Annotated in this window: 22 protein-coding genes and 4 pseudogenes; 14 read left to right on the forward strand and 12 right to left on the reverse strand. The window is 70.4% G+C overall.

The features are described 5' to 3' along the window. Window positions 1-6 precede the first annotated feature (6 nt). The gene (locus tag GKE56_RS06415) at window positions 7-1,413 is read left to right on the forward strand and encodes a glycosyltransferase family 87 protein (protein ID WP_154683831.1); all 1,407 of its coding nucleotides are present in this window, start codon (window positions 7-9) and stop codon (window positions 1,411-1,413) included. On the opposite strand, the gene GKE56_RS06420 is transcribed toward GKE56_RS06415, so the two are convergent. Both GKE56_RS06420 and GKE56_RS06425 read right to left on the reverse strand, forming a co-directional pair. Continuing rightward, window positions 1,394-2,698: a hypothetical protein gene (locus GKE56_RS06420; RefSeq protein ID WP_154683832.1), complete on the reverse strand. Its 1,305-nt coding sequence runs from the start codon at window positions 2,696-2,698 to the stop codon at window positions 1,394-1,396. The genes GKE56_RS06415 and GKE56_RS06420 overlap by 20 nt on opposite strands. A 23-nt stretch (window positions 2,699-2,721) precedes the next feature. Next, a complete protein-coding gene (locus GKE56_RS06425) occupies window positions 2,722-2,952 on the reverse strand; it encodes a hypothetical protein (RefSeq protein ID WP_370518469.1) in 231 nt (76 codons plus the stop codon). A gap of 108 nt (window positions 2,953-3,060) precedes the next feature. Here GKE56_RS06425 and GKE56_RS06430 point away from each other — a divergent pair, with 108 nt between their 5' ends. The 3 genes from GKE56_RS06430 to GKE56_RS06440 all read left to right on the forward strand — a co-directional run bounded on the left by GKE56_RS06430 (window position 3,061) and on the right by GKE56_RS06440 (window position 6,598). Then, window positions 3,061-4,794: a DEDD exonuclease domain-containing protein gene (locus GKE56_RS06430; RefSeq protein ID WP_230209235.1), complete on the forward strand. Its 1,734-nt coding sequence runs from the start codon at window positions 3,061-3,063 to the stop codon at window positions 4,792-4,794. 34 nt (window positions 4,795-4,828) lie between these two features. Then, window positions 4,829-5,113 carry an Lrp/AsnC family transcriptional regulator gene (locus tag GKE56_RS06435; protein WP_154683833.1) on the forward strand — a complete coding sequence of 95 codons (285 nt, stop codon included), beginning with the start codon at window positions 4,829-4,831 and terminating at the stop codon, window positions 5,111-5,113. 105 nt (window positions 5,114-5,218) lie between these two features. Beyond that, window positions 5,219-6,598 (forward strand): aminotransferase class V-fold PLP-dependent enzyme, encoded by a 1,380-nt coding sequence (locus GKE56_RS06440; protein WP_154683834.1) that lies wholly within the window; start codon window positions 5,219-5,221, stop codon window positions 6,596-6,598. Here GKE56_RS06440 and trpD read toward each other — a convergent pair. Then, on the reverse strand, window positions 6,595-7,659 hold the full coding sequence (trpD, locus tag GKE56_RS06445) for an anthranilate phosphoribosyltransferase (protein WP_154683835.1): 1,065 nt from the start codon (window positions 7,657-7,659) through the stop codon (window positions 6,595-6,597). The genes GKE56_RS06440 and trpD overlap by 4 nt on opposite strands. Window positions 7,660-7,661: 2 nt before the next feature. After that, complete coding sequence (locus tag GKE56_RS06450; protein ID WP_154683836.1) at window positions 7,662-8,114, reverse strand: response regulator transcription factor; 453 nt, start codon at window positions 8,112-8,114, stop codon at window positions 7,662-7,664. A gap of 235 nt (window positions 8,115-8,349) precedes the next feature. On the opposite strand from GKE56_RS06450, the gene GKE56_RS06455 reads away from it, so the two are divergent. From GKE56_RS06455 to GKE56_RS06475, 5 genes and pseudogenes are all read left to right on the forward strand, one after another. After that, window positions 8,350-8,931, forward strand: coding sequence for a heme-copper oxidase subunit III (locus GKE56_RS06455; protein ID WP_154685663.1), 582 nt, complete (start codon window positions 8,350-8,352; stop codon window positions 8,929-8,931). Between the two features lie 79 nt (window positions 8,932-9,010). Beyond that, a pseudogene (locus tag GKE56_RS06460) lies at window positions 9,011-9,794 on the forward strand (c-type cytochrome). A 23-nt stretch (window positions 9,795-9,817) separates the two neighbouring features. Next, window positions 9,818-10,885 (forward strand): ubiquinol-cytochrome c reductase iron-sulfur subunit, encoded by a 1,068-nt coding sequence (locus GKE56_RS06465; RefSeq protein WP_154683837.1) that lies wholly within the window; start codon window positions 9,818-9,820, stop codon window positions 10,883-10,885. A gap of 5 nt (window positions 10,886-10,890) precedes the next feature. Beyond that, entirely contained in the window at window positions 10,891-12,657 is a 1,767-nt protein-coding gene (locus tag GKE56_RS06470; RefSeq protein ID WP_154683838.1) for a ubiquinol-cytochrome c reductase cytochrome b subunit, read from the forward strand. A gap of 105 nt (window positions 12,658-12,762) precedes the next feature. Next, window positions 12,763-13,104 (forward strand): metallopeptidase family protein, encoded by a 342-nt coding sequence (locus GKE56_RS06475; protein WP_154685664.1) that lies wholly within the window; start codon window positions 12,763-12,765, stop codon window positions 13,102-13,104. A gap of 25 nt (window positions 13,105-13,129) precedes the next feature. On the opposite strand, the gene GKE56_RS06480 is transcribed toward GKE56_RS06475, so the two are convergent. Beyond that, window positions 13,130-13,528, reverse strand: a complete 399-nt coding sequence (locus GKE56_RS06480) for a L,D-transpeptidase (RefSeq protein ID WP_195908264.1) — start codon at window positions 13,526-13,528, stop codon at window positions 13,130-13,132. 32 nt (window positions 13,529-13,560) lie between these two features. On the opposite strand from GKE56_RS06480, the gene GKE56_RS17270 reads away from it, so the two are divergent. Further along, a complete protein-coding gene (locus GKE56_RS17270; RefSeq protein WP_154683840.1) occupies window positions 13,561-13,719 on the forward strand; it encodes a hypothetical protein in 159 nt (52 codons plus the stop codon). A gap of 5 nt (window positions 13,720-13,724) precedes the next feature. On the opposite strand, the pseudogene GKE56_RS18175 reads toward GKE56_RS17270, so the two are convergent. The 4 genes and pseudogenes from GKE56_RS18175 to coxB all read right to left on the reverse strand — a co-directional run. Then, window positions 13,725-14,312 (reverse strand): annotated as a pseudogene (locus GKE56_RS18175) (Ig-like domain-containing protein); the annotation flags it as partial. A 222-nt stretch (window positions 14,313-14,534) separates the two neighbouring features. Then, a complete protein-coding gene (locus GKE56_RS06495) occupies window positions 14,535-14,936 on the reverse strand; it encodes a cytochrome c oxidase subunit 4 (protein WP_154683842.1) in 402 nt (133 codons plus the stop codon). A 2-nt stretch (window positions 14,937-14,938) separates the two neighbouring features. Next, window positions 14,939-16,742, reverse strand: a pseudogene (gene ctaD / locus GKE56_RS06500) (cytochrome c oxidase subunit I). Continuing rightward, window positions 16,742-17,638: a cytochrome c oxidase subunit II gene (gene coxB, locus GKE56_RS06505; RefSeq protein WP_230209236.1), complete on the reverse strand. Its 897-nt coding sequence runs from the start codon at window positions 17,636-17,638 to the stop codon at window positions 16,742-16,744. Before coxB ends, ctaD begins: the two are co-directional and overlap by 1 nt. Window positions 17,639-17,733: 95 nt before the next feature. Here coxB and GKE56_RS06510 point away from each other — a divergent pair, with 95 nt between their 5' ends. Together GKE56_RS06510 and GKE56_RS17280 are read left to right on the forward strand one after the other, a co-directional pair. After that, a complete protein-coding gene (locus GKE56_RS06510) occupies window positions 17,734-18,915 on the forward strand; it encodes an aminotransferase class V-fold PLP-dependent enzyme (RefSeq protein WP_154683844.1) in 1,182 nt (393 codons plus the stop codon). Continuing rightward, window positions 18,912-19,286: a sulfurtransferase TusA family protein gene (locus tag GKE56_RS17280; protein WP_154683845.1), complete on the forward strand. Its 375-nt coding sequence runs from the start codon at window positions 18,912-18,914 to the stop codon at window positions 19,284-19,286. The genes GKE56_RS06510 and GKE56_RS17280 overlap by 4 nt, the downstream gene beginning before the upstream one ends. Here GKE56_RS17280 and aat read toward each other — a convergent pair. Then, entirely contained in the window at window positions 19,228-19,923 is a 696-nt protein-coding gene (aat, locus tag GKE56_RS06520; RefSeq protein ID WP_370518470.1) for a leucyl/phenylalanyl-tRNA--protein transferase, read from the reverse strand. The two genes, GKE56_RS17280 and aat, sit on opposite strands and share 59 nt — an antisense overlap. Before the next feature lie 17 nt (window positions 19,924-19,940). Next, window positions 19,941-20,927, reverse strand: coding sequence for a carbohydrate kinase family protein (locus tag GKE56_RS06525; RefSeq protein WP_154683846.1), 987 nt, complete (start codon window positions 20,925-20,927; stop codon window positions 19,941-19,943). Between the two features lie 110 nt (window positions 20,928-21,037). Between GKE56_RS06525 and GKE56_RS06530 the strand changes: the two genes are divergently transcribed. Further along, window positions 21,038-21,250, forward strand: coding sequence for a hypothetical protein (locus GKE56_RS06530; RefSeq protein WP_154683847.1), 213 nt, complete (start codon window positions 21,038-21,040; stop codon window positions 21,248-21,250). Window positions 21,251-21,322: 72 nt separating this feature from the next. Next, window positions 21,323-22,049: pseudogene (locus tag GKE56_RS06535) on the forward strand (flavodoxin family protein). Between the two features lie 77 nt (window positions 22,050-22,126). Here GKE56_RS06535 and erpA read toward each other — a convergent pair. Further along, the gene (gene erpA, locus GKE56_RS06540; protein WP_195908265.1) at window positions 22,127-22,516 is read right to left on the reverse strand and encodes an iron-sulfur cluster insertion protein ErpA; all 390 of its coding nucleotides are present in this window, start codon (window positions 22,514-22,516) and stop codon (window positions 22,127-22,129) included. Window positions 22,517-22,608 lie beyond the last annotated feature (92 nt).

Below are 22,608 nucleotides of genomic sequence, written 5' to 3' on the forward strand. Positions count from 1 at the left end.
CTAGGCATGCCCGCAGGCACCCGCCGCCCGTTTTCGCGCCCGTCATCGGCGAGCGCGACGACACCGGACGCCGCGCCGACGCCGGACGCCACGACACCGAGCGCCAGGGGCACCGCCGTTGCAGCCATCGCCTTCGCGGTGGCCTGGCTGGTGTTCTTCACCGTCCTGCAGTGGAGTGTCGTGCGCTACCGCGTCCCGATCGTGGTCGCCCTCACCGCGGCCACGGTGGCCCTCGCGCTCTGGCAGTGGCTGGGGTGGCGGGTGCAGGTCACCCGCTCCGCGGTCGCGCTGATGCTGGCCGGGTCCGCGCTCGCGACCCTGACGGTGCCGCTGTTCAGCTACCTGGCTCCCACAGGCCTGGCCGTGGCCACGACGATCCTCGTCGCCGGACCACTGCTCTGCGCCGCCCTGCTCACCGCCTGCGGCCCGCGCGCCCACGCCGTGCACCTCGCGGCCGGCGTCGCAGCCGTGCTGGCGTATGCCGCATGCGCGGCGACGGCGATCATCTCCTCGCCGCATCCGCGCATCGACGTCTGGGTCACCCTGCAGCAGGCGTCCGATGGCATGGCTCGCGGCGAGAACTTCTACGCGATGACCTGGGTCGGGTCGCCCGGCATCAAGGACGCGTTCACCTACCTGCCCTGGACGGCGGTGCTGCTCGCCCCCGGGCGCTGGCTGCTCGGCGACGTGCGCTGGGCGCTGGCCGGCTGGATGATCATCGGCGTCGCCGGGGTCTGGCTGCTGGCCCGCTCCGCACCGAGGCGGGACGGGTCCCCCGCCCCCGCCGCGACCTGGCCGTGGACGGCCGCGGCAGGCACAGCGCTGCTGCTCTTCGCCCCGGGCACCCTCACCCAGCTCGACCAGGCGTGGACCGAGCCGCTGCTGTTCGCGGCGATGGTGTGGTGGGCGGTGCTCGTCCAGCGAGGCAAGCCGTGGTGGGCCGTGCTCCCCCTCGCGCTCGCCTGTGCCAGCAAGCAGCACTTCGCCGTGCTCCTGCCCATCCTGCTGCTGTGGCGGCCGTTCGGGTGGCGTCGCACGCTCGCGACCGGCGCGCTGACCGGGGTGCTCATCGCCCCCTGGGTGATCGCCAGCCCGCCGGACTTCGTCCACGACACCATCACGCTGCTCGTGTCGTTCCACCCGATCAAGTTCGCCAACACCCTCTACCTGTTGGCGCTCAACACCTTCGGAGTCACGTTGCCGTTCTACGTCACCGGGCTGGTGGTGCTCGGTGCGCTGGGCGCCATCTGCTGGACCGTGCACCGGCGCCAGCCCCCGCTCGCCGAGGTGGTGCGGTGGCTCGCGCTCATGCTCCTGGTCGCGAACCTCGTGAACAAGCAGGCGTTCTACAACCAGTTCTGGCTCGTCGGCGCGCTCGTCGTGTTGTCGCTCACTATGCGGCCAGCGACCTGAGGTAGCCGAGCCAGTCCGTGGTGAAGGCCGCCTGCGACGTGTGCAGCACGGACCGGAAGGCCGCCTGCGTGTTGGCGTCGGCGTCGCCGGGGGCGGCGTTGGGGTCGGGCGACGTCGCGGCCGTGCGGTAGAAGCGGACCAGCGCGGGTATGCCGAACCGCTCGACGATGCGGTTGATCGCCAGCCACGCCGCGTTGTAGCTCGGCGCGATGGTGCTGCGGGACGGGTCGAAGTCAGCCGCGGACGGCAGCGCCGTCGGGCCCTTGCCCGCCCTGACCCGGTCGAGGAGCGCGGCGGCGATCAGCTGCTTGCTCACGCCGACGTCGCGGTAGCCCACGAAGTCGGCCATCCCCTCGGAGAGCCACAGCGGCACTGGCCGGTCGGTGGTGGACCGGATGGCGACGTGGGTGGCCTCGTGCGTGACGACGACCTGTTGGCCACGGGCCTGCAGGTTGGCGAAGGCCTTCGGGTTGATGACCACCCGGTCGGCCCCGGCGCGACCCGTCGAGTCGAAGGGTCCGTCGGTGACTGCGGCGACCTGGTCGACCGCGCCCGGGTCCTGGCCCAGCTGCTCGGCCATCTGGGCGGCCGTGGCGGGCACGACGAGCACGAGCCGTTGTTTCCACGGCACCGTCCAGACTCGCGTGACCCGAGGCACAGCGCGATCGCCGAGCGCGAGGTACGGGCGCAACCGGCTCGCTGGTCCGGACCCGATGACGAGGGTGGTGGGGCTCTTCACGACGGTGAAGTCGGGCAGGTCCCACAGCTGCGGCTGCGTGCCGCCGTCGGTGTCGTCGGCGAGCTTCCAGCCATCCGAGCGTCGGACCACGGTGAAGTAGGACTCGAACTCGCGGGGAGCGGTGTCGAAACCGGCGATGGTGTACCTGCCGGCGATCCGGGACACCCAGGCGTCGGGGCCGACCTGGGCGACACGATCCGCCCCGAGCGGCGGCGCCGGTTCAGGGGTGCCGTAGGAGAAGGTGGCGAGAGGCAGCTGCGCGAGGTCGTCGAAGACGGTGAGCTGCCGCAGCCCGAATCCGGACCCCGGGTTGTCGAGTGTGGCCAGGAAGGCGGCACGGTCATGGGTGCGGATGGCCTGGGCGCGGGCGGTGAGCACGGCCGCCAGCGCCTCCTCGCGGGTGTCGGAGGGCTGCGGCGCGTTCTGCTGGGTGGTCCGCGAGGTGACCGCGGGACCGGCGGGACGGGACGGCGCACTCGAGCACGCCCCCAGCCCCAGGCTGGCAACCAGACCTGCGATGACGAGGACCCGGCCGCCGGTGTTCACCGGTCCATCGTAGGCAACCCGACTCAGCCGACCGCGCGGACGTGCCTGGCCCAGGGCTCGCGCCGGGCCGCGACCGTGGCGGCCGCCTCGCGGCTGACCAGGCCGGCACCGACGAACCGGTCCACGGCGGCACGCTCGGCCGCGTCCAGCGGCAGCTCGGCGGCCTGCGGCGCCAGCAGCGCCGTGACCATGCAGTCGTCGCAGTGCAGGTCGCGCACGGGACAGCTGTGGCAGTCGATGATCATCGCGATCACCTCTCTTCCCTGACGTCGTAGTGCACGACGCTATGAGAGGCCACCGACAGCCCCTCGCCACGGTGCGCCTGCGCACTCCTGTCACACCCCCGGCCTACGGTCGGGGACATGCAGATGGCCGGCGACACGATGGTGCAGGGCACCTTCGACGACCTCGGCACCGCGCTGGCCGAGGTCACCTTCGTCGTCGTCGACCTCGAGACCACGGGGGGCAGCCCGGCCGACTCGGCGATCACCGAGATCGGCGCGGTCAAGGTGCGCGGTGGCGAGCTGCTCGGTGAGTTCCAGACCCTGGTCAACCCCCACGTGCCGATCCCCGCGTTCATCCAGGCGCTCACGGGCATCACGACGGCGATGGTGGCCCGGGCGCCGCGCATCGAGGCCGCCCTTCCCGCGTTCCTGGAGTTCGCCCAGGGGTCGGTCCTCGTCGCCCACAACGCCGGCTTCGACATCGGCTTCCTCAAGGCCGCATCGGCCGCCCAAGGTCTTGAGTGGCCGAGGTTCACCGTCCTCGACACGGTCCACCTGGCTCGGGCGCTCGTCCCTCGCGACGAGGCCCGCAACCACAAGCTGTCGACCCTCGCGGCGCTGTTCAGCTCGACGACCACCCCTGACCACCGGGCCCTGCACGACGCCCGGGCCACCGTCGACGTCCTCCACGCCCTGATCGGCCGGGTCGGCAGTCTCGGCGTGCAGACCCTCGAGGAGCTCTCGAGCTACACCTCGAGGGTCAGCCCCGCCCAGCGGCGCAAACGCTGGCTCGCCGACGGCCTGCCGAGTGAGCCCGGGGTCTACCTCTTCAAGGACGGCGACGGCAGGGTCCTCTACGTCGGCACCTCGATCAACATCCGCGCCCGGGTGCGCACCTACTTCACCGCCTCCGAGCAGCGCACCCGCATGGCCGAGATGGTGCGTCTCGCCGCGAGCGTCACGCCCGTGGTCTGCGCGACCACCCTCGAGGCCGAGGTGCGCGAGCTGCGCCTGATCGCCGAGCACAAGCCGCGCTACAACCGCCGCTCGAAGAGCCCCGAGCGTGCCACCTGGGTCAAGCTCACGGTCGAGGCCTTTCCCCGGCTGTCGATCGTCCGCGAGGTCCGCAGCGACGGCGCCAGCTACATCGGGCCGTTCGGCAGCCACGCCAGTGCCGAGGACGCCGTGGCAGCGGTCCACGAGGTCATCCCCTTGCGTCAGTGCGTCCAACGCCTCTCTCCCGCCCGGCGGGTGGGGGCCTGCGCCTTGGCCGACATGGGCCGGTGCGGAGCACCGTGCACCGGCGCCCAGTCCGTCGACGAGTACTCCGCGATCGTCCACGACGCCGTCGTCGCCCTGTCCGGCGACTCTCGGGGTGTGGTGACGGCCCTGCGCACCAAGATGTCCTCGCTGTCCGACCAGGAGCGCTTCGAAGATGCCGGGGCGCTGCGGGACCGTCTGCTGGCGCTCGTGCGCGGCATGGCGAGGGCCCAGCGCATCGCCCCCCTGGCCGCCAGCCCCGAGATCGTCGCCGCCAAGCCGGCCGCTACCGGTGGCTGGGAGATCGTCTGTGTCCGCCACGGCCGGCTGGCCGCCAGCACCGTGTCGCCGCGCGGCGCCGACCCCATGCCGTACGTCCGGGCGCTGTGCGACAGCGCAGAGGTCGTGCTCCCGGCGCCGTGGCCCTCACCTGCGGCCACCCCTGAAGAGACCGAGAAGATCCTGCGGTGGCTCGAGCAGCCAGGCGTGCGCATCGTCGACCTCCAGGGCGAGTGGACCTGCCCTGTCGGTGGCGCCGGCGGGGCCCGCATGCAGCTCGAGCCCCAGGTGGTCGCCCGCCACCAGGTCGCCGGCTTCGTGGCCGCGTCCTAGCCCCGACGCCCGGCTCGGCCGATAGATTGACCTGGTGATCACCGCCATCGTCCTCATCAACGCCGAAGTCGACCGCATCCCCGAGGTGGCCCAGGCCATCGCCGAGCTCGACGGGGTCACCGAGGTCTACTCCGTGGCCGGCGACGCCGACCTGATCGCCATGATCCGGGTCCGGGAGCACGAGCAGCTCAACGACGTGATCGCCGACCGGCTCAACAAGGTCCAGGGCGTGCTCGGCACCAACACCCACATCGCCTTCCGCACCTATTCCAGCCACGACCTCGAGGCGGCCTTCAGCCTCGGGCTCGACGGCGACTGACCGACCCAGCCCGCCTGACCCGTCTGCCCGACTCGTCTGGCTGACCGGCGGGCGGTCCGACAGGTGGTGGAGCGCCGGGGTGGACGCGCCGCGTAGCGTCGCGACATGGACGACCTCAGCCAGCTGTTCCATCGGGCCGCCGAGGTGGCCGCCGCTCACCGGGCGTCCCTGCCCGACCGACCGGTCGGCGCCGCCGTCACGGCCGACCAGCTCGTGGCGGAACTCGGCGAACCGTTGCGTACCGCCCCGATGCCCGCCACCCAGGTGCTCGAGGAGCTGACCCGAGGCTTTGCCCGCGGCCTCGTGGCGACGCCCGGGCCCCGCTTCTTCGGCTTCGTCATCGGCGGCGCCCTGCCCGCGGCGAGCGCCGCAGACCTGGTGGCAGTGGCGTGGGACCAGTGCGCGTTCAACGCCGTGCTCTCTCCCGCGGCGGCCGCTGCCGAACGCATCGCCGCCGGCTGGCTCCTCGACGTGCTGGGACTGCCGCCCGGGTCCTCCGTGGGCTTCGTCACCGGCGCCCAAGGGGCGAACACCGCGGCCCTGGCCGCCGCTCGCCACCACGTGCTGGCGCAGGTCGGATGGGATGTCGAACGCGACGGCCTGGTCGGCGCACCCCGGGTCCGCCTGGTCGCCAGCACCGAGCGGCACGCCACCATCGACCGGTCCCTGCGGTTGCTCGGGTTCGGGACGGCGGCCGTGGAGCAGGTGCAGGCCACGGCGAACGGCGCCATCGACGTGGCCGATCTGGAGCGGGTCCTGGGTCGGCAGGCGCCCGGCCCGACGATCGTGTGCCTCCAGTCGGGCAACGTCAACACCGGTGCGTGCGACGACCTGACGGCCGGGTGTGCCGTCGCTCGGCGTCATGGTGCCTGGGTGCACGTCGACGGGGCGTTCGGGCTGTGGGCCGCGGCGTCACCCACGACGGCCCACCTGACCGCGGGGGTCGAGCAGGCCGACTCGTGGTCGTGCGACGCGCACAAGTGGCTCAACGTGCCCTATGACTGCGGGTTCGCCATCTGCTCACGCCCGCAGGTCCATGCCGCTGCCCTGTCCTACAGCGCGGCCTACCTCACCGGACAGGGCGGTCCCACCCCAGCGCTCGGCGACCTCGTCATGGAGTCCTCGCGGCGCGCCAGGGGGTTCGCGGTGTGGGCGGCCCTGCGCGAGCTCGGTCGGGACGGGGTGGCCGACCTGGTCGACCGGTGCTGCACCCTGGCGCGGCGGTGCGCCGACGGCCTGGAGGCGGGCGGTGCCGAGGTCGTCAACGACGTGGTGCTCAACCAGGTGCTGATCGGCTTCGGCGACGACGCGCGCACGGACCGGGTGGTCGAGGCGGTCCAGCGCGAGGGCACCTGCTGGCTCGGCGGGACCACCTGGCGCGGTCGGCGCCTCATGCGGGTGTCGGTGTCCAACTGGTCGACGACTGCGCAGGACATCGACCAGTCGGTGGCCGCGATCCTGCGGGTGGCCGGACAGGTCGCCTAAGCCCGTTGGGTCGCCTCGGCCCAGCCCGCGAGTGCCGCCGTCGCGGCGCCGGAGTCGATGGCCGTCTCGGCACGGTCCATGCCGGCCCGGATGCCGTCGACGAAGTCACCGTGCGCGGAGCCACGGTCGGGGGACGCCAGTGCGAGGGCGATGCCGGCGTTGAGGACGACGGCATCGCGCGCGGCGCCGCGCTCGCCGGCAAAGACCAGACGGGCCACCTGGGCGTTGTGGGCTGCGTCGGCTCCGCGCAGGGCCTCGATGGGCTGGTAGTCGAGGCCGACCTCGCGCGGGTCGACAGTGCGCCGGGTGACGACACCATCGCGCACCCACCACACCGACGAGGTGGTGCTCAGCGTGAGCTCGTCGAGGCCGTCGTCACCACGAAAGACCGCGGCATCCTTCCCGCGCCCGGCGAACACGCCAGCCATCAGCGGAGCCATCCGGGCGTCGGCGACGCCGACCGCGGCATACGTCGGCTGGGCGGGGTTGGTCAGGGGACCCAGGGCGTTGAAGGTGGTTCCGACGCCCAGGCCACCGCGCGCGGCGGCGGCGTGGCGCATCGCCGGGTGGAACGCCTGGGCGAAGCAGAAGGTGATGCCGGCCTCGTGCGCGACCTCGGCCACCCGCTGGGGGCTCAGGCCGAGGTTGACGCCCAGGGCCTCGAGGACGTCGGCCGACCCCGAGCTCGACGAGGCGGCCCGGTTGCCGTGCTTGACGACCTTGATCCCGCACGCGGCGATCACGACAGCCGCCATCGTGGAGATGTTGACGGTGTGGGCGCGGTCGCCGCCCGTGCCCACGATGTCGAGGCTGGGCCCGGGGACCTCGATGCGGTTCGAGTGGGCCAGCATCACGTCCGCGAGGCCGCGCAGCTCGTCGACGCTCTCGCCCTTCGCCCGCAGCGCGACGAGGAACCCGGCCAGCTGGACCGGTGTCGCCTCACCCGACATGACTTCCTGCATGGCCCACGCCGCCTGCTCGGTGCTGAGGTCGTCACGACGCAGGAGCACGGTCAGCAGGTCGGGCCACGTGGGCAGGGGGCCCGCCTGGTCGCCGGTCATGGTCAGGACGCGGCGTGGCGCCCGCGGCGACCCAGCTCCGCCACGGCACCGGCCAAGGCGATCGGGTCGAGCGGGTGGGGCACGGCCAGGTCAGCCAGGGACCAGGTCGCGAGCCAGCCGTCCTGCGGGCGGCCGGTGAGCACGAGCACCGGCGGGCACTCGAAGATCTCGCTCTTGAGCTGGCGGCAGAGGCCGAGACCACCCACGGGGGCTGCCTCACCGTCGAGGATGAGCAGGTCGAACGACCCGGCCTCGACGGCCTCGATCACGGCGGCGGCAGTGGCGCACTCCCGCCAGGAAGCCACCTCGACGTCGCGCGCCGGTCGACGCCCGACGGTGACGCGCACCGCGTCCCGCGTGGTGCGGTCGTCGCTGTACAGGAGCACCGAGATCTGGCGCCCCGGGGTCGATCCGGCGGAGGCACCCTCGGTGGCGGTCGCGTGCGAAGCGGTCATGGCGCAGATGCTACCGGTGCGGCTCGTCGGACCCGCAGGTCCCGTCGGCTGCCGGGCCGTCAGCCGCTCGACACGGTGGGATTCCGCACACCGGTGGGCCCAACGGGGGGTCGACGGTGTGCCGCCGCGCGAATGTGGCAATAATGGCGCCGTGGCGACAGCATCCGCAGTGACCTCAGACTCTCCGCGCTCAGCGGCCAGCATCCCGGGCCACGGTCCGGTCTCCCGGCCGAACATGGTGTCGGTCGGGACCATCGTGTGGCTCGCCAGTGAGCTGATGTTCTTCGCGGGCCTGTTCGCGATGTACTTCACGATCCGCTCCGTCGAGCCCCAGCTGTGGGCCAAGGAGACCAGCGTCCTCAACGTGCCGTATGCCGCGGTCAACACCCTGATCCTCGTGATCTCCTCGGTGTGGTGCCAGCTGGGCGTCCACGCGGCCGAGCACGGCAAGCCGCACCGTGGCACGGCCAGCCTGCGCTCCCCGAAGGGCTGGGGCATGCGCGAGTGGTACGTCCTCACCTACATCTTCGGGGCGATCTTCGTGTCGGGGCAGGTGCTCGAGTACGCCAACCTCACGCACGAGAACATCACGCTCTCGCAGAACGCCTACGGCTCGGTGTTCTACCTCACCACCGGGTTCCACGCCCTGCACGTCACCGGTGGGCTGCTCGCCTTCCTGCTGATCATCGGGCGCACCTTCACGACTCGGCACTACAGCCACGCCCAGGCTGCGGGCGCCGTCGTGACCTCGTACTACTGGCACTTCGTCGACGTCGTGTGGATCGCGCTGTTCGCGACGATCTACCTGCTCAAGTGAGCCGACCGATGCCGACGCCCGCCGCTGCCACCGCTCCCGCCGCTCCCGCCCTGCCCGTAACGACCGACAGGACCGCACCGTGAACGCCTTGGCTGCCCGCCGCCGACACCCGGCCGCGATCGCCCTGCTTCTTCTGCTGGGGCTCATCGTGACCGGTGTCGCCTACTCGGTGTTCGCCCCCAAGCCCGCCGCGGCCTCCACCGCCGGCGCCGACCAGGTCAACCAGGGCAAGAAGCTCTTCCTCGCCAACTGCGCGACGTGCCACGGGCTGCAGGCTCAGGGCACCAAGGCCGCTCCCAGCCTGGCGGGCGTCGGTGCCGCCTCCGTCGACTTCCAGGTGGGCACCGGGCGTATGCCGCTGGCCAAGCCCGATGTCCAGGCACCCAAGGACAAGGTGCGCTTCAGCCAGGACGAGATCTCCGCGCTCGCGGCATACGTCGCCTCGCTGGCGCCCGGCCCCGCGGTTCCCGACGCGCAGTACTCCACCGGCCAGGGCGGCAACGTCGCCATGGGTGGCGAGCTTGTTCCGGGTCAACTGCGCCATGTGCCACAACTTCGCCGGCTCCGGCGGCGCGCTCACTCGCGGCAAGTACGCCCCGAGCCTGCGCAACGTCACCGGCAAGCACATCTACGAGGCGATGGTCAGCGGGCCGCAGTCGATGCCGGTCTTCAACGACGACAACATCTCTCCCCAGGCGAAGAACGACATCATCGCCTACCTCCACTCGGTCGACCAGGAGGAGAATGTCGGGGGAATGAACCTCGGCAACTTGGGCCCGGTGTCCGAGGGGCTGTTCGCCTGGGTCTTCGGCCTCGGCATGATGATCGCCTTTGCGGTGTGGCTCGGTAAGAAGGCCGCCTGATGACGTCACGACAGGATCAACCGATGAGTGAACACGGCGACGGGTACGGCGCCACCGCGGTCCGGCTCGACCAGGGCCACATCGAGGGGTCGGGCGGCCTGCCCGAGCGCTACGACAGCCGGTTTGCAAACCCCGGTCTGCCGCCCCACGTCCCGCGCATGGCCGACCTCGACGAGGCCGCCGCTCGGCGCGCCGAGAAGCAGGTGGCGACCCTCTTCGGCCTCTCGAGTCTGGCCACCATCGTCTTCGTGGTCGCCTACTTCGCCATCAGCCCCGAGCAGGCGGCGTTCATCCCGGGCATCGGCAAGGCGAACGTCTACAACGTCGTCCTCGGGGTCTGCCTGGCCGTGGCCCTCCTCGGCATCGGCGTCGGCGCCGTGCACTGGGCCAAGACCCTCATGCCCGACACCGAGATGGTCGAGGAGCGTCACCCCCAGCGGGCCTCCGACGCCGACCGCCAGCGAGTGGTCGACAACCTCATGGAGGGTGGCGAGGCCGCGCAGATCAGCCGCCGTCCCCTCATCAAGTACTCCCTCGGTGGAGCGCTGGGGCTCTTCGCCCTCCCCCTGCTGCTGCCGCTGGTCGGCGGTCTCGGCCCGCTGCCGAAGAACGGCCTGTCGACGACGATCTGGAAGAAGGGCGACCGGCTCGTCCGCGACCCCGAGCGGACGCCGATCCGCGCCGACCAGGTGACGATCGGGTCGGTCTACCACGTGCTCCCCGAGTCCATCAAGGACTCCCAGCACGTCCTCGAGGACAAGGCCAAGGCAGCCGTGCTGCTCATGCGCCTCAACCCCGACGACATCAAGGTGCCCAAGGAGCTCAACTGGGGCCACGAGGGCATCGTCGCCTACTCCAAGATCTGCACCCACGTCGGTTGCCCGGTCGGGCTCTACGAGCAGCAGACCCACCACCTGCTCTGCCCGTGCCACCAGTCGACGTTCGACGTCACGCAGGACTGCAAGGTGATCTTCGGGCCGGCCAAGCGGCCGCTCCCCCAGCTGCAGATCACCGTTGACTCCGAGGGCTACCTCGTCGCCGACGCTCCGTTCCACGAGGCCGTCGGCCCGAGCTTCTTCGAGCGAGGATGACACCCATGAGCACCGCCGACACCGTCAACCACCGCGACCCGGTCGACCGTCTGCGCACGGACGACCCGCCGGTCAAGGCACCCCCGGGTCAGGGCGCCAAGGCGATCGGCGGCGTCGCCGGCTGGCTGGACGACCGCACCGGCGCCGCCAAGCCGGTGGGCTACCTCATGAAGAAGGTCTTCCCCGACCACTGGTCCTTCATGCTCGGCGAAGTCGCGATGTACTCGATGATCATCTGCCTGCTCTCGGGCACGTTCCTGACGTTCTGGTTCGTGCCCAGCGGCAGCCAGGTCATCTACGACGGCTCGTTCCTGCCCCTGCGTGGCGTGAGCATGTCCGAGGCCTACCGCTCGACGGTCGACATCTCGTTCGACATCCGCGGTGGCCTGCTGATCCGCCAGATCCACCACTGGGCTGCGCTGATGTTCATCGTGGCGCTGTCGGTGCACATGCTGCGCGTCTTCTTCACCGGCGCCTTCCGCAAGCCGCGCGAGATCAACTGGGTCATCGGCTCGATCCTGTCGATGCTCGCGCTCGTCGAGGGCTTCGCCGGCTACTCCCTGCCTGACGACCTGCTCTCCGGCACCGGTCTGCGGGCCGCCGAGGGCTTCATGCGCTCCGTGCCGGTGCTCGGTTCGTACCTGTCGTACTTCGTCTTCGACGGGCCCTTCCCGGGCGAGGCCATCATTCCCCGCCTGTACTCGGTGCACATCCTGCTGCTCCCGGCGATCCTCGTGGGCCTCTTCACCGCCCACATCGGCCTGGTGTTCGTGCACAAGCACACCCAGTACCCCGGGCCCGGCAAGACCAACGACAACGTCGTCGGCTACCCCGTGATGCCCGTCTACGCGGCCAAGGCCGGTGGCTTCTTCTTCATCGTGTTCGGCGTCATCGCGCTGATGTCGGCACTGGTGACGATCAACCCGATCTGGGCGTACGGCCCCTACGACCCCTCACCAGTGACGGCTGGCGCCCAACCCGACTGGTACATGGGCTTCGCCGACGGCGCCCTACGACTCTTGCCCGGCTGGCTGGAGTTCACGGCCTTCGGCTTCACCTTCTCCTTCAACGTCATGATCGGCGCCATCCTGCTGATCCCGGTCATGTACGGCCTGCTGGCGTCCTACCCGTTCCTCGAGCGGTGGGTCACCGGCGACACCCGGGAGCACCACCTGCTCGACCGCCCGCGCAACAACCCGACCCGCACGGGGCTGGGCATGGGCGCGCTGACGATGTACGGCGTGCTCATGTTCGCGGCCGGCAACGACCTGATGGCGATCAAGCTCCACCTGTCGATCAACGACATCACCCACGCCCTGCGGGCCGCGTTCTTCATCGCTCCCCCGGTCGCGTACTGGGTGACCAAGCGGATCTGTCTGTCCCTGCAACGCCGTGACCGCGACCTGGTCCTGCACGGCCGCGAGACCGGGCGGATCATCCGCACGGCCGACGGACGCTTCTTCGAGCACCACGAGCCGCTCGACGTCTACACCCGCTGGAACCTCGTGCAGCACGAGGTGCAGCGGCCCCTCGAGCTGCAGGCGGGGGCCGACTCCAACGGGGTGGCGTCCCCCACGGCCCGCAAGGAGAAGGCTCGGGCCCGGCTGTCGCGGTTCTACTTCAATGACCGCATCGAGCCGGCGACTCCCGCCGAGCTCGCGGCGGCCCACCACGACGGCCACGGTCACGAGGCGATCGAGTCCGGCAACGGCCAGGGGGCGCAGCTCGCTCAGGACACCCAACACGAGCTAGAGCCCACCGACCGGCACTGACCCGAGCGGCTCCACGCACGTCCTGGTATGCCGTCCGCTCCCCGAGCGGGCGGCATACCCACGTTCGGGGCACGTCGGTGGTGAGAGGCTGGGGCTGTGGTCGAGATGGACGCCCGGGAGTTCCAGGACGCGGTCGGCGACGCGCTCGATGCCGTGCCTGCCGAGCTGATGGACCTGCTGGACAACGTGGTCTTCCTCATCGCCGCCGAGCCACCCCCGCAGGAGCCCGACCTGCTCGGCGTCTACGAGGGCACGCCGCTCACCGAGCGCGGTGACGGGTGGGCCGGGTCACTCCCCGACCGGATCACGATCTTCAGCGGACCGCTGACGCGGATGTGCCGCGACCGTGCGGAGCTGCTCGAAGAGATCGCCGTGACCGTGGTTCACGAGATCGCCCACCACTTCGGCATCGACGACGCACGGCTGCACGACCTGGGCTGGGACTAGCAGTCGTGGGTTCCAACCGGACGAGCTAGACCAGCGCGCTCTGCTTCTGCCACCCCGCGAAGGAGTACTGCCACACGCCGATGCCCTCGGTCGGCAGGAACGGGCGGTTCGAGCCGGTGAACACCACGACGTCGCCGACCTTGGAGTTGTCGAACATCCACTGGGCGTTCGCCGGCGACATGTTGGTGCAGCCGTGCGACACGTTGGAGTTGCCCTGGCTGCTGACCGACCACGGGGCGGAGTGGATGTACTCGCCGGTCCAGGTGAGGCGCAGGTTGAACTTGGTGTCGATCTTGTAGTAGTTCGGGTTGCCCTTGGGGATGCCAATGGTCGTGGAGTCCATGGTGACCTGGCCCTCCTTGCGGATGATGACCTTGGTGCCGTACCGCGTCTCCGTGAGCGGGCCGGGGCGCCCGGTGCTCACGGGGATGGTCCGGATGACCTGGCCCCCCCCGCGTGACGGTCATCTCGTGGGTCTTGATGTTGACCGTGCTGACCATAGCCGAACCGACGGTGAAGCTGGCGCTGTCGTCGTTGGCGATCCACTTGTCGGCCCCCGTCTGGACGCCGGTGAGCGGCGCGGTGATGGTGACCTTGGTGCCGGGCTGCCAGTAGGTCGCCGGGCGCCACATCAGCTGCCGACTGTCGAGCCAGCCCCAAGCGCCCTTCTGGGCCGGGGCTGTGGTGACCTTGACGAGCTTCTCGATCTGGGCGCGCATGGCCTTGGTGGCGACGGCGGTGTCGAACTGGATGCTGGCCGGCATGCCGACGCCGACGGTCGCACCGGCGTAGAGGATGCCGTAGGTCGCGGTGACCTTGGGCTTGAGCGTCGTGAACGAGCTCGTGATGGTCGACGTGGTGCCGTCGGGGCCGGTGGCCTTCGTCGTGATGGTGTATGCCGTGTTGGGCGCGAGCAGGCCGCTGGAGGTCCAGGTGCCCGTGGCGTCGGTTGCCCCCTTGAGCTGCTTGCCACTCGCGTCGGCGACGACGACCTGGTTGAGGGTGCCCGTGGAGGCCTTCACCGTCACCGGGCTGCTCGGCAGCACGTCGGTGGCCTTGTCGGCGGGCGTGACGCTCAGCTCGGCCGGGGTCGGCGTCACCGAGGGCGCGCTGGAGGACGAGCTCGAGGCGGATCCGCCGGCCTGACCCCCAGAGGGGCTGGCCGCACTGCCCTGACACGCCGCGGCGAAGGTCGCCACAGCCAGCATCGTCAGGGCGGCCGCGATCGCGCGCGGCCGTCGTGTCGTTCCCACCACGTGTTGCTCCTGTGCTGTGCGTCCCAAGCGCGTCGAACGGCGCGCTTCGAGCGCCCCGACCAGGCCCGTCCGCGGAGTCCGGGGGCACCTGGGGGGCCAACCCCGCGCCAGTCTACCTGCTGTCAGGAGAGGATCTGGACCGGGCGTGGGTCGTGCACGATGCAACGACGGTGCTCAGACGGCGTGGGGGCCCTTGAAGTACTCGAAGGTCCAGCCCACGAGAGCGACGACGCCGAAGGTGGCACCGATGATGAACAGCCACCAGCCCACCGCCAGCCCGAGGAAGCACACGGCGGCGGCCGCGGCCAGCGGGAGCGGCCACCACGAGTGCGGGCTGAAGAAGCCGTACTCGCCCTCTTGCTCGGCGATCTCACCGGCAGGGTTGTCCTCCGGGCGTTCCGGAAGCCGGCGACCGGTCACGCCGAGGTAGAAGGCGATCATCAGGCCCAGGCCCGAGGACAGGAACAGCCCAGCGGGCCCCACGGGCTCGCGCCAGTGCGTGAAGTAGCCGTAGATGACGCCCAACGGGGCGAAGAACATGGCCAGGATGAGGAAGAGCTTGTACTCGATCTTCATCGTCAGTCGCGCTCCTCGTGGTACCGACCGTGCTGGTCGGGTGCGTCGAAGTCGCCGGTGTGGTGCGGGTGGGGGCCCTCACCGGTCTGGGCGGGCCCGATGATCCGGGTCAGTGTGTCGGGGTCGGCCATCAGGCCGGCCAGCTGCCCAGCCTCGGGGTGGTGCAGGTCGAACGCCGGACGCTCGGAGCGGATCCGCGGGATGGAGTCGAAGTTGTGCCGCGGCGGCGGGCACGAGGTGGCCCACTCCAGCGAGGCGCCGTAGCCCCACGGGTCGTCGGTCTCGACCAACGGCGCGGTGCGCCAGGTCTTCCAGACGTTGTAGAGGAACGGCAGGGTCGAGGCCGCCAGCAGGAAGGCGCCCGCCGTCGACACCTGGTTCTGCCAGGTGAAGCCGTCCTCGGGGAGGTAGTCGGCGTAACGACGCGGCATACCCTCGATGCCCAGGACGTGCTGGATGAGGAAGGTCGTGTGGAAGCCGATGAACAGCATCCAGAAGTGGACCTTGCCGAGCGTCTCGTCGAGCATCCGGCCGGTGAACTTGGGCCACCAGAAGTAGAAGCCCGCGAACATCGCGAAGACCACGGTGCCGAAGACCACGTAGTGGAAGTGCGCCACCACGAAGTAGCTGTCGGAGAGGTGGAAGTCGAGGGCGGGGCTGGACAGGATGATGCCGGTCAGGCCGCCGAACAGGAAGGTGACGAGGAAGCCGATCGCCCACAGCATCGGCGTCTCGAAGGACAGCTTGCCGCCCCACATGGTGCCGATCCAGTTGAAGAACTTCACCCCCGTGGGCACGGCGATGAGCATGGTCATCACGGCGAAGAACGGCAGGAGCACCTGGCCGGTCGCGTACATGTGGTGGGCCCACACCGTCACGGACAGGGCGGCGATCCCGATCGTCGCGAAGACGAGCGTCTTGTAGCCGAAGATCGGCTTGCGCGAGAACACCGGCAGGATCTCGGAGATGATGCCGAAGAACGGCAACGCGATGATGTAGACCTCGGGGTGGCCGAAGAACCAGAACAGGTGTTGCCAGAGCATGGGCCCGCCGTTCTCCGCGTTGAAGACGTGGGCACCGAACTTGCGGTCGGCTCCCAGCGCCAGCAGCGCGGAGGCGAGGACGGGGAAGGCCATCAGGACGAGCAGGCTCGTGACGAGGATGGTCCAGGTGAAGATCGGCATCCGGAACATGGTCATGCCCGGGGCTCGCATGCAGATGATCGTGGTGATGAAGTTGACCGCACCGAGGATGGTGCCGAAGCCACCGAGGGCCAGGCCGAAGACCCACAGGTCACCACCGACGCCGGGGCTTGTTGCTGGCGTCGGACAGTGGTGCATAGGCGAACCAGCCGAACGAAGCCGCACCCGAAGGCGTGAGGAAGCCAGCCGAGGCGATGAGGCCACCGAACAGGTAGAGCCAGTACGCCAACATGTTCAGCCGCGGGAACGCGACGTCCGGCGCACCGATCTGGATCGGCATGAGCGCGTTGGCGAACCCGGCGAACAGCGGCGTCGCGAACAGCAGCAGCATGATCGTGCCGTGCATGGTGAACAGCTGGTTGAACTGCTCGGGGTTGTCGACGACCTGCAGCCCCGGCTGGAACAGCTCGGCCCGGATCAGCAGGGCCAGGACACCGCCGAACAGGAAGAACGCGAACGAGGTGATGAAGTAGAGGTTGCCGATGACCTTGTGGTCGGTGGTGGTGATCCACTTGACGACGGTCTGGCCCTTGGTGAGGCGCCTGGTGGCTCGGGCGTCGGTCGAACGCAGGTACGTCGATGTGCTGTCGGTGACGGCGGCCATCAGTTGCCCCCTGCGCTCGGGATCTTGCTCTGGTCCTGGTTCATGACCTTCTCCGGGTTCAGGGTGTTGTCGAGCTGGCCGGTGTTGCCCTGGGCCTTGAGGTCGGCGAGGTGCTGCTGGTAGTCGCTGTCGCTCACGACCTTGACGTTGAACAGCATCTGCGAGTGGTAGGCGCCGCACAGCTCGGCGCACTTGCCCTTGAACTCGCCGATCTCGGTCGGCACGACCTGGAACTTGTTGACCCGGCCCGGGATCATGTCGAGCTTCTGGAGGAAGGCCGGGACCCAGAAGGAGTGGATCACGTCACGGGAGGTGAGCACGAACTCGACCCGCTTGTTGACCGGCAGGTAGAGAGTCGGCAGCGACTGCTCCGCGCCGGGCTTGCCGGTCAGCTCGGCCATGGTGCCGGCCTCGTAGGTCTGCTCGTTGACGTAGTTGAAGTCCCAGCTCCACTTCTTGCCGACGACGTTGACGACGACGTCGGGGTGCTTGGACGTGTCGAGCAGCGTCGCCTCATCGCGGGCGGTGTAGTAGAAGAGCACGGCGATCATGAACACCGGGACGACGGTGTAGAGGATCTCCATCGGCACGTTGTAGCGCAGCTGGACGGGCAGCTCGGTGTCGTCGGGGCGGCGCCGGTAGGCCACGACGCACCACAGGATCAGGCCCCAGACGAGGACACCGACCGACAGCGCCGCGATCCACGAGCCAACCCAGAGGTTGGTGACGTGGACGCCGTTCTGGGTGGCGGCCTTGGGCAGGAAGCCGTCGTTCGCGCTACCGGCACAGCCCGAGAGGGCAAGCGCGCAGAGCCCGGCAACGGATGCCGTGATCGTCGACCTGGAGAGGGTCCGCCGCCGCTGGGGGCGCGGCGCAGAGACGTCGTGCTGACGCAACGGTGCACCTTCTTCGAAGCTGTGATGGGCCATCGCGCCAAACCCTACTCCAGCCCCACCCCTGCGTCCGGTCAGGGTGGGGCTAACGTCGTGGTGTGGCCGAACCCGCTTCCCCGAGAGCCCTTCTCGACGCTGCGAGCGGTCCGATCCACGCCCGCGCGCGAGAGACGCTGCTCGCCGCGCTCGACGCCGGCTGGGCCGACCCGCGTCGGCTCTACAGCGAGGCGAGGACGGCCCGTCGCCTGCTCGACCAGAGCCGCGAGGTGCTGGCCGCAGGCCTGGGCGTCCGGCCCTCCGAGGTCGGCTTCGCCGCAGACGGGCCAACAGCGCTGCGCTGCGCCGTGGACGGCCTGCTCCACGCCGGCCGGCGACGGGGCGCCGGGCTCGTGGCGTCCGCAGTCGAGCACTCCGCCGTCCTCGTCCCCGGTCGCGACCGCGCCGCCCGCGACCCCGACTCGGCCCCCTTGGTCGAGGTCCCGGTCGACGCCCAGGGACGGCTGTCGCTAGAGGCGTTCGGCGCCGCAGTGCGCCGACCCGGCATCGTGGCTGCGGCGGTCCAGCACGCCAACGGCGAGGTCGGCACGCTCCAGCCGCTGGGGGACGCCTGGGCCGCCGCGAGATCGGCGTCGGTGCCCCTCGTCGTCGACGCCCAGGCATCGCTCGGGCGCCTGGCACCCCCGTCCACCTACGACGTCCTCGTCGGGGATGCGCGATCGTGGGGCGGCCCCGGAGGGGTGGGGCTCGTGGTGCTCCCGGAGCGGACCCGCTGGGCGCTGCCCGGCGCCACCGACCCCGACGAAGCGCTCACGGGTCCGACCAGGCACACCCCGTGGCTCCCGCTCGCCCTCGCGGCGGCGGAGGCGTGGCAGCAGACCGAGGCCGTGCGTGAGGCGGATGCCGCCGAGGCCTTCGCGCTCGTCGATCACCTCAGGGCCGCCGCGGCCCGGGTGCCCGACGTCGAGGTCGTCGGGGACCCGGTGCACCGGCTCCCCCACGTGCTCACCTTCTCGGCGTTGTATGCCGACGGCGAGGCCTTGGTGCGCGCGCTCGACCGGCTCGGGATCGCCGTGGCGTCGGGATCGGCGTGCACGAGCAGCACGCTCGAGCCCAGCCACGTGCTCGCGGCAATGGGCGCCCTCACCCACGGCAACCTGCGGGTGACGCTCCCCCTCGCGGCGGTGGCACCCGACCGCGCCCAGTCCGTCGAACGGCTCGTCCAGGCGATCCCGACCGTGGTCGCCGAGGTTCGGGGCGAGCTCGGAGCACGTCACCTGTGAGCGCCTTCGACGCCTCCCCCGAGGTCGGCCCTGAGGTCGGCCCTGATGTCGTCGTCGATGCCCGCGGGCTGCGCTGCCCCCTGCCGGTGATCCGGCTGGCCCAGAGTGCGCGCGACGCCGTTTCGGGCGCGGTCATCGAGGTTCTCGCCACCGACCCAGCCGCGCGCGCCGACATCCCGGCGTGGTGTCGGTTGCGCGGACAGGACTACCTCGGGTCGCAGCCGCGCGGCACAGGAGGCGAGCACACGGCATACCGCGTTCGGGTGGCCCGGACCAACCAGACCGACCAGACCGATAACACCGACAGCACCGTCAGCGGCTCGGAGCCTGGGCGTCGAACGTCGGCGGCGCAAGCCCCACCGCAACGCTGAGGCGGCCCAGGTAGTCGGCCCGCGGGATCGTGACGACCCCGAGGCTGCGCAGGTGGTCGGTGGCCCACTGCACGTCGACGATGCGCCTGGGGTCCCCGTCGGCGAAGACGTAGCCCGCCATCGCGACGACCGCCGCCTTGGACGCGTCCTTCACCCGGTGGAACATCGACTCCCCGGCGAACAGTCCGCCGACGCAGATGCCGTAGAGACCGCCCACGAGCTCACCGTCCAGCCAGGTCTCGATGCTGTGCGCCCAGCCCAACGCATGCATCTCGCCGTAGGCGTCGGCGATCTCCTCGGTGATCCAGCGGCCGTCGCGGCTGGGGTCGGCGCACGCTGCGACCACCTCACGAAAGGCGGTGTCGACCCGGATCTCGAAATGGCGCAACGACCTGCGCAGCGAGCGGCTCGCGTGCACGCCCCCCGGCAGGAGGACCCCGCGCGGGTCAGGCGACCACCAGCCGATCGGTCGGCTGCCGTGGTCGCCGAGGCCCATGGGAAACACCCCACTGCGGTATGCCGCGAGCAGCGTCCCGGCACGCAGGTCACCGCCCACGCCCACGAGGTCCTCGCCGTCCGGGAGCGAGGTGAGGTCGAACTCCCAGGAGGTGGGCAGCGGCTCGACCGGCTCGATCACGAGATTGACCTGACGGGCTACGGCGCGACGCAGGTGATGTGGGGGGCGATGGCGTCGGCGGACTCTTGGCCGTAGGCCTCTGCCAGGCGGCGCAGGAAGCTCTCCTTGCCGAGGGTGTACTCCTGCGTGCCCACGGTCTCGATCACGTAGGTCGCCAGCATCGAGCCGAGCTCGGCGGCGTGGCGCAGCCCGAGGTCGGCGGCGAGCCCGGTGAGGAAGCCGGCCCGGAAGGCGTCGCCGACCCCGGTCGGGTCGGCACGACGGACCTCGCGGGCGACGCCGACCTCGATGGGGGCCTCGCCACGCCGCTCGATGACGACGCCGTCCCGCCCCTTGGTGATGACCCGGGTGGTCACCCTGTCAGCGATCTCCTCGGCCCCCCACCCGGTCTTCTTCTCGGTCAGCGCCGCCTCGTACTCGTTGGTGAGCAGGTAGTCGGCCCCGTCGATGAGCTGGCGGATCGTGTCGCCGTCGGCGAACGCGAGCTGCTGGCTCGGGTCGGCGGCGAAGGGGATTCCCCGCGAGCGGCACTCACGGGTGTGGCGCAGCATCGCCTCGGGGTCGTTCGCACCGACCAGGACCAGGTCGAGCCCGCCGACCCGCTGCGCGATGGGCCCGAGCTCGATCCCCCGGGCCTCGCTCATCGCCCCGGCGTAGAAGGTGGCGATCTGGGCCATGTCCTCGTCGGTGGTGCAGACGAAGCGGGCGGTGTGCTTGGAGTCCGACACGTGCACCGAGGTGCAGTCGACGCCGTGGCGCTCCAGCCAGCTGCGGTAGTCGGCGAAGTCCTCGCCCACCGCGCCCACGAGGATCGGGTGCTGGCCGAGACCGGCCATGCCGAACGCGATGTTGGCCGCCACTCCCCCACGACGCACCTCGAGGTCGTCGGCCAGGAAGGACAGCGAGACCTTGTCGAGCTGCTCCACGACGAGGGAGTCGCGGAACCTGCCCTTGAAGGTCATGAGGTGGTCGGTGGCGATGGAACCGGTGATGGCGATCTGCACGCACGAAACCTACCCGGTCCGCGGGCCTGCGGCAGGACGGCCGGTTACCGACGGGTGTTACGCCCCGGTACCGGCGTGTCGCGGCCGTCGCACTGCCTACCGTGGGCCCCATGACCATCACCCCCCTGCACGACGGTCCCGACGTGTTCCCCAGCACCCGCGACGGACTCGACACCGGCAGCATCGCCGAGCTCGTGGCGGACTGCCTCGCCGTGCACCTCGAGGTCCACGAGCCCCGGCCGTGGCCGCTGCACGGACAGGCCATTGCCGTGCCCGACGACGCCTCCTCGCTGCTGGAGGGTCTGGGCCCCTACGGCTCCTGACGTAGTCCGCCTGCGGCCCACGCCATACCCCTTGACGTTGCCGAGGTTGGCCAGGTCGGGGAGGCTCGGCCCATGACCGAGTCAGCCATCCGCGAGTTCGACTTCGCCGGCCTGCGTGCCACCTTCGTCAACTGCACCCTCAAGCGGTCCCCTGAGGTGAGCAACACCCAGGGACTCATCGACATCAGCGCCGCCATCATGGCCAAGCACGGCGTCGAGGTCGAAGTCCTCCGCGCCGTCGACCACGACATCGCGACCGGGGTCTACCTCGACATGACCGAGCACGGCTGGGAGCGGGACGAGTGGCCGACGCTTGTTCGCCCGGCTCCTCGACAGCGACATCCTCGTCATCGCCGGCCCGATCTGGCTCGGTGACAACTCGAGCGTCACCAAGCGGATCATCGAGCGGCTGTATGCCGGGTCGTCGATGACCAATGCCAGCGGTCAGTACGTGTACTACGGCAAGGTCGGCGGGGCGATCATCACCGGCAACGAGGACGGCATCAAGCACTGCTCCTCGAACATCCTCTACAGCCTCCAGCACATCGGCTTCAGCATCCCGCCGGGCGCGGACGCGGGGTGGATCGGCGAGGCGGGGCCGGGGCCGTCCTACCTCGACCCCGGCAGCGGCGGGCCGGAGAACGAGTTCACCCAGCGCAACACGACGTTCATGACCTGGAACCTGATGCACCTGGCCCGGCTGCTGCGCGACTCAGGCGGCTTTCCGGTCGGTGGCAACCAGCGGACCGAGTGGGACGCGGGGGCGCGGTTCGACTACCCGAACCCCGAGTACCGCTGAGCGCGGCGCCGTCGTCGGGCATGCCGGCGCACGGAAGCGGGGCCCCACCACCTGGTGGGACCCCGCTTCCGGTGCGCTCAGCTGAAGGAGTCGCCGCAGGCGCAGGAGCTGCCCGCGTTGGGGTTGTCGATCGTGAAGCCCTGCTTCTCGATGGTGTCGGCGAAGTCGATGCTCGCGCCCTCGAGGTAGGGAGCGCTCATGCGGTCGACGACGACCTCGACACCGTCGAAGTCACGCACGAGGTCACCGTCGAGGGTGCGCTCGTCGAAGTAGAGCTGGTAGATGAGGCCGGAGCAGCCACCGGGCTGCACGCCGACGCGCAGGCGCAGGTCGTCGCGACCCTCCTGCTCGAGCAGGGACTTGACCTTGGTGGCGGCGACATCCGTCAGGAGCACGCCGTGCGAGGTCTCGGTCGGTGCGTCGGCAGCCGTCTCGGTCGCCGGAGCGGTCTGGTCCTGAACACTCATGCTGATGCGTCCTTCATGTCGGTGGAGGGGGCCATCAAGACCAACCCACGGTTCGCGGGAAATGTTCCCCCGCATCCACCACTGTACGTCGT

This window comes from Nostocoides sp. HKS02, assembly GCF_009707485.1.
Taxonomy (GTDB): Bacteria; Actinomycetota; Actinomycetes; order Actinomycetales; family Dermatophilaceae; genus Pedococcus.